Source organism: Leeuwenhoekiella sp. W20_SRS_FM14 (assembly GCF_052119605.1).
Lineage (GTDB): Bacteria > Bacteroidota > Bacteroidia > Flavobacteriales > Flavobacteriaceae > Leeuwenhoekiella.
Genome location: NZ_JBGQOK010000002.1, coordinates 434,507 through 446,792, shown reverse-complemented (window position 1 = coordinate 446,792; position 12,286 = coordinate 434,507). Strand labels below are relative to the sequence as shown.

Annotated in this window: 9 protein-coding genes; all 9 read right to left on the bottom strand. The window is 38.1% G+C overall.

Features of this window, described 5'->3' with window-relative positions:
- Entirely contained in the window at window positions 1-705 is a 705-nt protein-coding gene (locus ACEN25_RS05455; RefSeq protein WP_441802022.1) for a PepSY domain-containing protein, read from the bottom strand.
- Between the two features lie 3 nt (window positions 706-708).
- Window positions 709-3,441 (bottom strand): heavy metal translocating P-type ATPase, encoded by a 2,733-nt coding sequence (locus ACEN25_RS05450; protein ID WP_441802021.1) that lies wholly within the window; start codon window positions 3,439-3,441, stop codon window positions 709-711.
- An 89-nt stretch (window positions 3,442-3,530) separates the two neighbouring features.
- Window positions 3,531-4,142: a DUF3347 domain-containing protein gene (locus ACEN25_RS05445; RefSeq protein WP_441802020.1), complete on the bottom strand. Its 612-nt coding sequence runs from the start codon at window positions 4,140-4,142 to the stop codon at window positions 3,531-3,533.
- 11 nt (window positions 4,143-4,153) lie between these two features.
- Complete coding sequence (locus ACEN25_RS05440) at window positions 4,154-5,398, bottom strand: TolC family protein (RefSeq protein WP_441802019.1); 1,245 nt, start codon at window positions 5,396-5,398, stop codon at window positions 4,154-4,156.
- A 98-nt stretch (window positions 5,399-5,496) separates the two neighbouring features.
- Window positions 5,497-9,252, bottom strand: coding sequence for an efflux RND transporter permease subunit (locus tag ACEN25_RS05435; protein WP_441802018.1), 3,756 nt, complete (start codon window positions 9,250-9,252; stop codon window positions 5,497-5,499).
- A 121-nt stretch (window positions 9,253-9,373) separates the two neighbouring features.
- Entirely contained in the window at window positions 9,374-9,799 is a 426-nt protein-coding gene (locus ACEN25_RS05430) for an HYC_CC_PP family protein (RefSeq protein ID WP_441802017.1), read from the bottom strand.
- Window positions 9,800-9,895: 96 nt separating this feature from the next.
- The gene (locus ACEN25_RS05425) at window positions 9,896-10,891 is read right to left on the bottom strand and encodes an NADP-dependent oxidoreductase (protein WP_441802149.1); all 996 of its coding nucleotides are present in this window, start codon (window positions 10,889-10,891) and stop codon (window positions 9,896-9,898) included.
- A 111-nt stretch (window positions 10,892-11,002) separates the two neighbouring features.
- Window positions 11,003-11,371, bottom strand: coding sequence for a response regulator transcription factor (locus tag ACEN25_RS05420; protein ID WP_441802016.1), 369 nt, complete (start codon window positions 11,369-11,371; stop codon window positions 11,003-11,005).
- A 166-nt stretch (window positions 11,372-11,537) separates the two neighbouring features.
- Window positions 11,538-12,263, bottom strand: coding sequence for an Hpt domain-containing protein (locus ACEN25_RS05415; protein WP_441802015.1), 726 nt, complete (start codon window positions 12,261-12,263; stop codon window positions 11,538-11,540).
- Window positions 12,264-12,286: the final 23 nt, after the last annotated feature.

Sequence of the window (12,286 nt, the reverse complement as noted above, 5' to 3'; positions counted from 1 at the left end):
TTATTGCTTCTTTTTTCTCAACCTTCTCAAACTGGGTGAGCTTATATACCACAGTATAAAGCCACTTAAAACGGTTACTAAGCCTAAAATGGAAAAGCCTCTAAGAAGCCAGTTATTAATATCATCTCTACCTTCATAATCCATCGTGTGCGTCATCCATAAAAAATCAAACCAGCGCCAGTCACGATGTCGTACCGTTTGAAAAGTCCCATCAGCTACCGAAACATAAGCTTTAACAGCCTCATCACCTGCATAACTTATTACATATGCCGGAAGTAATTTTTCTCTATACTCGTGATGCTTATCAACTTGATCTATTTTTTCAATCCTAGAAACTTTAAGCTCTGGTAACACCCTAGCTGATGCAATTTTTAATGCTTCATCTTCAGAAATCCCATCCTTTAGCGCTCCTGTTTTAGCATTGTAAAGTAGGTTACGGTTTATCCAGTAATACGGTTCACCATTTATTTCGCGTAGCGCAAGCGTTTCTATTTGTAAGGTTGAATCTATTGCAGACGGACTCACTAAACCCTGAAACGCAATTGACTGTTGATCTTGCTTATAGTGATCTCCGTGAATTTCGTCAAGGTCTGTCCAACTAAAATACAAGCCACTTACTGTCCAAAATATAAATTGAACACCAATGAACAGCCCCAAATACCTATGGGTTTTTCTTATTTTTTTTCTGATTCTAATTTTACCCATTCTCTAGTCTAATGATTTATTCCGTAAACGTAATGCATTTGCAATTACAGATACCGAACTAAAACTCATTGCTAATGCAGCAATCATGGGTGATAATAAAATCCCAAAAACCGGATATAAAACTCCCGCTGCAACCGGCACCCCAATCGAATTGTAAATCAATGCAAAAAACAGGTTCTGCTTAATGTTTTTCATCACAGCATCACTTAGATTTCTCGCTTTTACAATACCGTGCAAATCCCCTTTAACTAAAGTAATTGCAGCACTTTCTATCGCAACATCTGTTCCTGTGCCCATCGCAACACCTACATTACTTTGTGCCAGGGCCGGCGCATCATTAATCCCATCACCTGCCATCGCCACTTTTTTACCTTCCTTTTGCAAGCGTTCTACCTCATTTAATTTATCCTGCGGAAGCATTCCTGCTTTAAAATCGGTTAGATTGAGTTCTTCTGCAACTGTACGAGCCGTATCTTCATTATCACCGGTAAGCATTATAACTGCTATTCCCTTTTCTTTAAGAATTTTTATCGCATTTTTGCTGGTTTCCTTTATTTTATCAGAAATCACAATATAACCCACCGCCTTTTGGTCTACTGAAAGAAACGATACTGTTTTGCCTTTTTTCTGTGCTGCCGTCGCTTGTTGCATTAACCCTTCCGGGATAGTTGCATCTGCTTCCTGCATCATTTTTAAATTTCCTAAAGCAAGGGTTTTACCATTTAAATTTCCTGTTACTCCCTTTCCGGTTACCGAATTGAAATTTTCAGCTTTGCTTGAAGTTACCTTTTGTTCTTTAGCATAACGAACTGTCGCTTCTGCTAAAGGATGCTCACTCAACGTATTTAAGGAGACTATGTATTCTAAAACCTGATTCTCATCAAAGCCTTCAGAAGAACCTACGGCTTCTACAGATGGTTTTCCCTCAGTTATGGTTCCCGTTTTATCAATAATTAGGACATCAATTTTATCCATTTTCTCGAGTGCTTCGGCATTTTTAATCAATACCCCATTTTGCGCACCTTTTCCCACACCTACCATTACAGACATCGGCGTTGCTAAACCTAAAGCACAGGGGCAAGCGATAATAAGCACTGCGATTGCATTTACCAGCGCGTAAACATAATCCGGATCAGGGCCAAAAATCGCCCAAATAATAAAGGTAAGGACTGAAATTCCAACAACCACAGGCACAAAATAACCCGAAATTTTATCTGCCAATTTTTGAATAGGAGCCTGACTGCGACTCGCCTTATTGACCATTTCTATGATTTGTGAAAGCAAGGTCTCTCCGCCTATTTTTTCTGCTTTCATTAAAAAGGACTGTTTCCCATTTATGGTACCGCTACTCACCTTATCACCTACTGTTTTGCTAACCGGAATAGGCTCACCGGTAATCATCGACTCGTCTACCGAAGTTTCTCCTTCGGTAATTACCCCATCAACCGGAATTCTCGCTCCCGGCTTAACTCTCAAAACATCAGCTTTTTCAATTGTATCTATTTTAACTTCCTGCTCTTGCCCATCAACCACTTTTATAGCTTTGTTAGGTGCTAGCTTCAAAAGTTCTTTGACAGCCGAATTTGTTTTGCTGTGTGCCCGCGCTTCAAGTACCTGTCCCATCAAAACCAAAGTTAAGATCACGGTTGCCGCTTCAAAATACACGTGAACAGAACCAGACTCTGTTTTAAACTGTGGTGGAAAAAAGTCTGGAAATAGCATCCCGAATACACTAAAAACCCAGGCAACACTCGCTCCTATACCTATTAAGGTAAACATATTGAGATTCCAGGTTTTTATTGAACGCCAGGCCCGTTCAAAAAACATCCAGGTGGCGTAAAATACCACAGGTAGCGATAGCGCAAACTGCACCCAGTTCCAGTATTTGATAGGCATTAAGTCGTATAAAGGATTATTGCTTAACATCTCACTCATCGCAATGAGAAATACCGGCAGGGTAAAACCTAATGCAATCCAAAATTTGCGCAATAGCTTGTTATAGGATTTCTCTTCTGCTGAAAGATCGGGTTCTTTGGGAACGAGATCCATACCGCAAATAGGGCAGCTGCCTTCCTCATCTTCAATAACCTCAGGATGCATTGGGCAGGTGAATCCTCCCTCTAACTCCCTCCCAGGGAGGGAGGACTGCTCTTGGACTAAATCCATACCACAGACAGGGCAATCGCCCGGCCTATCGTAGGTTTTATCTCCCTCGCAATGCATAGGACAGTAAAAGGTACCATTGCCTTTAGTATTCAAGCTCTTCTTGGCTTTTTGCGAATCTTTACCAGGCATCTCTCCGTGCTTGTGAATCTCATAACTACCATCATTATCTGCCAGCGCCTTTTGAAAGGTCGTGATGGGAATGTGTTGTTCCATCTCGATTACAGCTTCGGCCTTGGCCAAATCAACGCTAGCACTTTTCACACCATCTATTCGAGAAAGTATTTGTTCAACGTGACTGCGGCAGCCGTTACAGGTCATTCCTGTAATGGGATAGGTATGTTTCATTTTATGAGTAGCATTAGGCTCGACAATACCGTAACCTCCTCCATCTTCTTTTAAAGCCTTCTGAAACTTCTTTATGGTAATATGTTGTTCCATCTCAATTACGGCTTCAGCTTTAGCTAAGTCAACACTTACACTTTTCACACCTTCTACGTTATTAAGTGTTTGCTCCACGTGCTTGCGGCAACCCTTGCAGCTCATTCCGGTAACCGTATAGGTATGTTTCATTTTATTATATTTTAAAATTCGTAGGTCTGTTTGAAAACTCTACACCTAATAAATCTGTATTGCTCAGATTAATCTGCTAAAATTTCAATTTATTTAGTAATCGTAGCCGTTACCGTACCACAGTTCAACATTTTATCACCATAATACGGATTTTCGATAGTTGACTCATCAGACAACCAGTCTGCTCCTTTACCATTTAATGCCATTGGGCAATGTTGTTTGTAAAGTGTTCCTGCATCAATATTCTTCTTAAAATAGGATTGAACAGCAACTGAAAATTGAGAAAAAGCTTTACGTTGAGCTTCGAGATCTTCTGTGGTTGCAATAGCTTCTGCTGTAGATTTTAACTTCATATTATTTTCACCAAAAATCATTGCCAAATTTGCAGCCTCTTGTTTTGCTTTTTCAGAATCAGAGGCTATAAGTGCCAGGCGCACTGCGTTGTAAGAAGTCCACACTCCTTTAGAAGTCTCATCTTTAAAAGATAAAGAAGCTTTATCTATTCTCATGTCTGATGATTTTGAACTTGATTCAATAGTCTTTGTACCCTCTTCATTTTGAACGGTATTCATCATGTGCTCGTCTCGTGTTACCATCTCTTCAGAAGATTCTTCCCCGTTATCGTTTTTCTTATCATTTCCGCAAGAGCCTAATGTTAGTGCTATAGCGGCAATACTCATAAATTTTACTGTAGTTCTCATAGTTTCTATTTTTAAAATGTAATTAAATAATTGATTAATGCTGTTTGCTCATAATAACGCTGTACGGCATTTATTTGATTTTTATTGAATTGTAACTGCAATTCTTGTATATCTAGAATTTCATTAAAATCTAGTGTTCCGGTTTCATAATTTTTAAGCAGAATTTCTTCAGCGTCACGAGCCTGCTTTAAATTCTTAACCTCTTTAGTATAATTTATACGAGCCGTATTTCTATTCTTAAGCGCATCTGCAAAAAAATTTTTCAAGGTATTTAAACGTTGATTTTTTTGAGCGCTCAATTCTTCCTGCTTCAGTTCATTTTGTCGGGAAACGGATTTATATTTTGAATTAAAAATGGGCACCGAAACCGAAATCATAGGCATAACAACATCTTTTCCGTTGTCTAACATATTCATATCTGTTCGTTCAGAAACCGGTATATAATCAAGTCCCACCCCCAGTTTTGGTGCTGCATCTCTTTGGTTTACAAATTCAGACTGCGTAATACTCTCATAAAGTTTGTCGTATTGCAAAATTTCGGGGTTTTGCGAAAGATCTTTAATGGAAACTTCTACGTCACTCTGTGGCAACACCAGGCTATCTACAACAAAAACCGGTGACGTCTCGCTAACATTTAAAACGGTATTAAATTGAATTTTTGCAGCTTTCAAATCTTCTTCTAAAGCCTCTAGCTGAGCAATCAAATCATTTTGTCGTATTTGTATTTTTAAGAAATCTACCGCCGATGCTTTTCCTACTTCAACTGAGTTTAAAGCTAACTCTTCATAACTTTTAAGCAGCTTTAAACTTTCTTCTAAGACTGCAGCACTTGCCTTAATGCCGTACAACTCATAATAGCTCTGGGCCACTTCAAGACGTAACTTTCGCTTTGCAATAGTATACTCAACATAGGTCGCTTCTGCTAATGCATCCTGGTAATTTACTCGGGCGTTAATACTACCAAACCAGGGCAACATCTGCTTTACTGAAAACCGGGCGCGCTGTGCTCCCACCCGGGTTTCTGGAGTGCTCACAAAATAGCCTGCCGCAAACTCTGTATCTGGCAAACTTTTTACTTCATTCGATTTTTCCTGGGCAATAGAATACCGTACTTCATAGGCCTTTAAATCAGCATTGTTCGTTTCTGCCTGTTCAATATATCCTGCCAGATCCTGTGCTTCCATTTTAAATAAAGCCAGAATAGCGCACAACATAGCGACTAAAGTGCGGTGGCAATATGTTTGTTTATTTTTCATTTCTACACGTATTGTTTATAATCCAGACTTGCTTCGACTGTGTAACAGGCTTCAATAGGTTGAGATTTACTTCCTTAAACTGACTAATCTTCATGCTCTCAACTATTGACCCTTAATTTCCTAAGTTCTCGTTCCTTTTTCCAACTGTACAATACCGGTACAATGAAATAGGAAGTCACATCTATAATCATCCCACCAAAAACAGGTATCGCCATAGGGATCATAATATCGCTACCGCGCCCTGTTGAAGTAAGCACGGGTAACAAAGCGAGTATAGTGGTTACCGTAGTCATTAAACAAGGTCGTATACGTTTAGTGGCTGCTTCTAGTGTAGCATTGCGAATACCTCTTAGATCTTCTGGAGTCTCCTTGTTAAAAGTCTGGGTTAAATAAGTCGCCATCACCACACCATCATCTGTAGCAATACCAAATAACGCAATAAAGCCAACCCATACCGCAACACTTAAATTCACCGTTTTTATATTGAATAAATCCCTAAGATTTTCTCCAAAAAATCCAAAATTCAAAAACCAATTCTGACCATATAACCAAAGCATAATAAAGCCTCCGGCGAAAGCAACTGCGATTCCTGTAAAAACCATCAAGGAGGTGGTTACCGATTTAAACTGAAAATAAAGAATGAGAAAAATAACAAGTAACGCTATAGGAATAACAACAGAAAGTGTTTTCTCTGCGCGTAACTGGTTTTCATAAGTACCGGTAAACTTGTAACTAATACCCTGAGGAACCACTAACTCACCCGAATCTATTTTTGATTGTACGCGTGCCTGTGCATTCTCCACAACATTAACTTCGGCAAAACCATCTAGTTTGTCAAACAGCACATAGCCAACCAGAAATGTATCTTCACTCTTAATTACCTGCGGTCCCTGTTCATACCTTATTTCAACAAGTTCGTCCAGCGGCACGGGAGCCCCATTGTTTACCGGGACATAAATCTTCTTAAGATCATCTGGGTTTTCACGTAATTCTCTAGGGTAGCGCACACGCACCATATAGCGTTCTCTACCTTCTACCGTTTGCGTAATAGGCATACCGCCTACTGCAACTTCAAGCACTTGCTGCACATCTTGTATAGAAATCCCATATCGCGCCAGCTGCTCACGCTTAATGTCAATGAGTAAATACGGTTTACCTACAATACGATCTGCAAAAACTGCCTCACTTTTTACACCTTCGGTTTGTTTTAAAATAGTTTCAAGCTCTAGACCAAACGCTTCAATCTCTCTTAAACTCCCGCCTTTCACTTTAATTCCCATAGGCGCCCGCATACCGGTTTGCAGCATAACAAGCCGTGTTTCTATAGGTTGAAGTTTTGGCGCAGCGGTAATTCCTGGGAGTTTTGAAACACGTGCTATCTCATTCCAGATATCGTCCGGTGAATGTATTTCGGGTCTCCAGTTTCGATAATATTCCCCAGAATCATCAGCAATTAATTTTTCTGAAGAAACCGGAAAAAAATGCTTGACTGCGTTCAAGTTGACATCATCTTCAGAAGCTAAATTTAAGTTAGGATTATTGGTGATTCCGCCATTCTTCAGCATAAAATAGCCGTTTTCATCCACGCGGTAGCGTTGCTTTTTCCCTTCAATATTCAGCATATATTCGGGTTTGTACTGAATGATATTTTCGTACATAGACAAGGGTGCGGGATCTAATGCAGACTCGGTGCGTCCTGCCTTTCCTACAACTGTTTCAATTTCAGGAATACTTGCAACCGCCATGTCTAATTGTTGCAGTACCCGCTTATTTTCTTCAACACCGGCGTGCGGCAAAGAGGTAGGCATTAATAAAAAGGTTCCTTCATTTAAAGAAGGCATAAATTCTTTACCGGTATTAGAAAGAATAAAACCTCCACAAATTAATACCGTAGCCGGAATCATTAAAAATAACAGCCTGTTTGCTAAAGCCCATTTCAAAATACGCTCGTAAAAGTGTTTGAGCAACCAAAATGCACCAAAGAACAGCGTACAAATAAGTGATACAAAAAATAGATTGATTAGAATACTTCGGTTAAAACCTAAAGGGCGCCAATAGGTTGCTAATAAAAATATAATGGCGACGATTGCCAGTATCGCTTCCGCTTGCGGTAAACCATTTAGTGGTACTTTTTTATACCTACGCAGTAATGCCAGTGTCCCAAAAGCGATTAAAATTAAACCCAGCCAATAGCCATAACCTACTGCAACAACACCTAGAAGGATGAGTATCACCTGTGTCGCCACAGCAGCAGTTTTTGTAATTGTCTTTCTACGGAAAATTAAAGCTGCAAAAGGAGGAATTAGAAATAAGGCAATGACCAGCGACGCTGTTAATGCTGCAGTTTTAGTAAATGCCAATGGCCGGAATAATTTTCCTTCTGCACCTATCATGGTAAACACCGGGATAAAACTAATAATCGTTGTGAGCACGGCAGTTACAATCGCTCCCGAAACTTCTGCAGTTGCATTATAAACAATGGTATTAAGCGGAAGCTTCTCACCCCCATCAACATTAGACGCATCGAGATGCCGAATCATATTTTCGGTGAGTATTACACCCACATCTACCATCGTACCTATGGCTATTGCGATTCCGGATAACGCTACTATGTTAGCATCTACGTTAAAAAGTTTCATCGCTATAAATACCATCAACACCGCCACGGGTAACAAACCTGAAATAAGTACCGAAGCTCTTAAATTAAAAAGCATCACAATTATAACCAGAATGGTGATGAGAATTTCCATCGTTAACGCTTCATCAAGCGTATTTAAGGTTTCATTAATAAGTACCGTACGGTCATAAAAAGGAACAATCGTGAGCTGTGATTTAGTGCCATCTGCTAAGACTTTACCAGGTAAACCACTACTTATTTCGCTTATTTTCTCTTTTACATTGGTAATAACTTCCATAGGGTTAGCTCCATAGCGCGCCACCACAACACCACCTACAACCTCAGCTCCTTCTTTATCTAGAATACCACGTCTGGGTGCAGGCCCAAGACTAACATTTGCGATATCTTTTACGCGTATAGCGGTGTAATCTTTTGAAGAAACAACGGCATTCTCGATATCTGTAATAGATTTTACATAACCTAAGCCCCGTACCAGATATTCTGCTTTATTAATTTCTAAAGTTTGTGCACCTATCTCCTGGTTACTCTCTTTTACAGCGTTCACTAATGTTTCAAGATCTAAGCCATATTGCCTTAGTAGTTCAGGGTTTACGTCTATTTGATATTCTTGTACAAAACCGCCTATAGATGCTACTTCAGAAACTCCACCCGCGGCAGCAAGACCATATTTTACATAATAATCCTGTATACTTCGTAATTCCTGTAAATCCCAACCGCCGGTAACATTACCATCAGGATCACGCCCTTCTAGTGTGTACAAGTATATTTGACCAAGGCCTGTTGCATCTGGGCCCAGTGTGGGATTAACCCCATCTGGTAAAAGTGTAGCCGGTAACGAATTTAATTTTTCAAGAATGCGACTGCGACTCCAGTAGAATTCTATGTCTTCTTCAAAAATGATATAGATACTTGAAAAACCAAACATAGACGAACTACGAATCGTTTTTACTCCCGGAATACCCAATAATGCAGAAGTTAGCGGATAACTTATCTGATCTTCGATATCCTGCGGAGAACGACCCTGCCACTTTGTGAAGACAATTTGTTGGTTCTCGCCAATATCTGGAATGGCATCAACTGCCACAGGATTTGAGGGTATAAAGCCTCTATCCCAATTAAAAGGTGCCGTCGAAACTCCCCAACCTATAAAGACTGCAAGAATCAAAAACGCAACAAGCTTGTTTTCTATAAAAAATTTGATGCTTTTATTGAGCATAAGAAATTAGTATTGAGATGAGAATACTGCACTTCAAGAACTATCTGAAACACACTAAATTCTTCCGCAACTGCGAAAAATTAAATAGAACATGCCGCAACACATTCTTCTCAATAAACTATCAAATGATAAAAACCTGATCGAGGGTCTGTATATCTCGTATCAAAGTGGGCGGCGAATATGCCGTGTAAGAAGTGGTATCTAAAGTTTCTAAACTGAATATAGAAACATAACTGTATAAAAAGGTAACCGCTAATAACTGCTGTTTTAAATCTAAAGAATGAAAAACGGGTTTTAAATCATCCTGAGCTTTAGCACTTATGGTTTTATCTGAACAACAAGATTTTGCATTAACCATAGTATCACAAGCACTGGGTATCTTTTTAACCTGCTTTACCTCCATACCACAGGATTTGGTATGATTTGTAAGTGAGTAATCTACAAGCGTATCGCCGCAATAATGCATATTCACAGTAAATGACATGGTAGTACACAATACTACAAATGCCATTAGAACAGCCATTATTTGGTTAAAAACTTGTTTCATAATACTGCAAAGATACACAAATTCAAATTGCAAATAAAAAGCCTGTAACATTCAATTTACAGGCTTCTTCTATATATAAAATCTAAAAAATAGTCTTTAAATTTTTACAACCATTTTACCTTTATTCTTTCCATCAAAAAGATCTAAAAATGCCTGTGGAATATTATCAAAACCTTCAACAATAGTTTCTTCATATTCTAATTTTCCTGAAGATAACCATCCTGCAAGTTTTTGAACACCTTCGGGAAAATCTGATCTGAAATCGCCTAAAGTAAAACCACTCATAGTAACACTATTTTTGATTATAGCAGTGTTAACACGTGGTCCTGTAGGAGTTTCGGTTTTATTATAATCTGCAATTGCACCACATAAAACCACATGAGCATTACGAGCAATATTTGCCATAACTGCGTCAAAAATAGGACCTCCTACATTATCAAAAAATACATTTACGCCATTAGGTGCAGCTTCTGCAATAGCCGCATTCATATCTGAAGTCGTATTGTAGTTAATCGCTACATCATACCCAAACTTAGATTTAAGCATTTCTACTTTCTCATCACTACCGGCGATGCCTATAACCTTGCATCCGTTAATTTTACCTATCTGTCCTACAATGGTACCCACAGCGCCTGCAGCACCAGATACCACTAACGTATCACCTTCTTTAGGCATTCCCAACTTCATAAGACCAAAATAAGCTGTTAAGCCCGTTAATCCTAAAACACCTAAATAGGTAGATAACGGTGCTTTATCAGGATCAACTTTACTCAAACCTTCTCCGGTAGAAGTTTGAATTTCTTTCCAGGCCAGCATTCCATTTACAAAATCTCCCTTTTTAAAGTTTTCATTTTTAGACTCTATAACTTCTGCAATTATCCCCGAAACTATAGGTTCATTTAATTTAAACGGTTCTATATATGACTTTTGATCCATCATACGCCCGCGCAAATAAGGATCTACAGACACATAGCGAGCTGCAAGTAAAATCTCATTTTGTTTAGGTGACGGAGTATCTTCAGTTACAAATTCAAAATCTGATGTTTGAGGAGTTCCCTCTGGTCTATTTTTTAATCTAATTACTTTATTCATCATATTGATATTTAAATAAAGTGCAAAGTTAAACAGGAAATTAGACCAATTACAGGTTTAGGCTCGTAAGGTTTTCTTAAAAGAACCTCACCCATTTAACACTAGTAACGTCTAATTAGAAGGAGTAATGTGCTTCTTAATGCTTGCAGACAGCGCAACAGGATCAAAGGGTTTTGAAATAAAATCTGCAATTCCCATTAAGAAAGTACGCGTAATAATATGCTCTTCATAAACAGAAGATAAGACAATAATGGGAAGAACAGGATATTCAGTTTTTGCCCACTTAATAACCTTAAGTCCTGAAGTAAATGGTAAAACTAAATCTATTAAAATTAAGTCATAATTCTCCTGACCTATTTTAATGATTGCTGAAGTACCGTCTCTGCATACATCTACTAAATATCCCTCTTTTAAAAGTTTATAATTTAAGGCAGCCGCTAACATAGGATTGTCTTCAACAATAAGAATGCGCTGACTCATTATATTAAATCGTTTTTGAAGGTTGTAGATAGTAACGGCTAATTTAAACTATTATTTAGTTAATTAATAGTTCATTTAATACTAAAGCCGAACACTTAACCTCTAAACGATTCAATCAATATAAAGGAATTTTAACTTCTGTCAATAAGTTTTTAAATTCCAGAAATTATTTTGCAAACAAAGCAGGAAACTCACGTTCTATACCAGATACAATTTTATGGGTTTCTATTTTTAATGCTGCAACGAAGCCTGGTATTTCTTCAGGTGTGGCAAAATGAGCGAGTTTATCACAAATTTGACTTCCTTTAGCGCTTTCTAGCATTTCAAAAGAAGGTTTGATGTTATGCCCTATTTCTTTGATACAGTTATAATCTGTGTTTTGTAAACAAGTTTCCATCTCCTTAAGACGTACAGTTACAGAATCTTTAAAAATTTTCAAACTTTCAAAAATAAATTCCTGATCGTTATCTGATAGATTTTTGAGATAATTTAAAGAGAATGCAGGCTCTGTATCTAATTTATTCCCATTCATATCGTTAAGAAGACTTCTAACTTTTAAAATATCTTCTTCCGAAAACTCTTTACTCAATACGCCATAAACGTGTATATCTGTATATATTTTTTCCTTAGAATCTGAAATGATTAAAGCGCTACCACAATAATTGAGTTGGTCATTTAAATATTTTAGAGTCTGCAAAGCTCCTAAAGGCTTTATATGTTCTTCTATAATGATAAGGTCTGGCAACTCATTTTGTTTTATAAATTGAATAGCTCCCATTGCTGTTGTAAAATTTGTAACCAGAGCTTCAGAAGAACGAATAACCGAACTAAAAGTAGTTTGAGACTTTAAATTTGAATCTATAAAAATGATATGTTTTTTACGAGTACGCACAGCCATTCAGGTTTAGTATTTAG

Coding starts and splice junctions, on each gene's coding strand:
- ACEN25_RS05445 (WP_441802020.1), bottom strand. CDS start 4,142: ATGAGAACTACAGTAAAATTTATGAGTATTGCCGCTATAGCACTAACA.
- ACEN25_RS05420 (WP_441802016.1), bottom strand. CDS start 11,371: ATGAGTCAGCGCATTCTTATTGTTGAAGACAATCCTATGTTAGCGGCT.
- ACEN25_RS05435 (WP_441802018.1), bottom strand. CDS start 9,252: ATGCTCAATAAAAGCATCAAATTTTTTATAGAAAACAAGCTTGTTGCG.
- ACEN25_RS05455 (WP_441802022.1), bottom strand. CDS start 705: ATGGGTAAAATTAGAATCAGAAAAAAAATAAGAAAAACCCATAGGTAT.
- ACEN25_RS05430 (WP_441802017.1), bottom strand. CDS start 9,799: ATGAAACAAGTTTTTAACCAAATAATGGCTGTTCTAATGGCATTTGTA.
- ACEN25_RS05440 (WP_441802019.1), bottom strand. CDS start 5,398: ATGAAAAATAAACAAACATATTGCCACCGCACTTTAGTCGCTATGTTG.
- ACEN25_RS05425 (WP_441802149.1), bottom strand. CDS start 10,891: ATGAATAAAGTAATTAGATTAAAAAATAGACCAGAGGGAACTCCTCAA.
- ACEN25_RS05450 (WP_441802021.1), bottom strand. CDS start 3,441: ATGAAACATACCTATACGGTTACCGGAATGAGCTGCAAGGGTTGCCGC.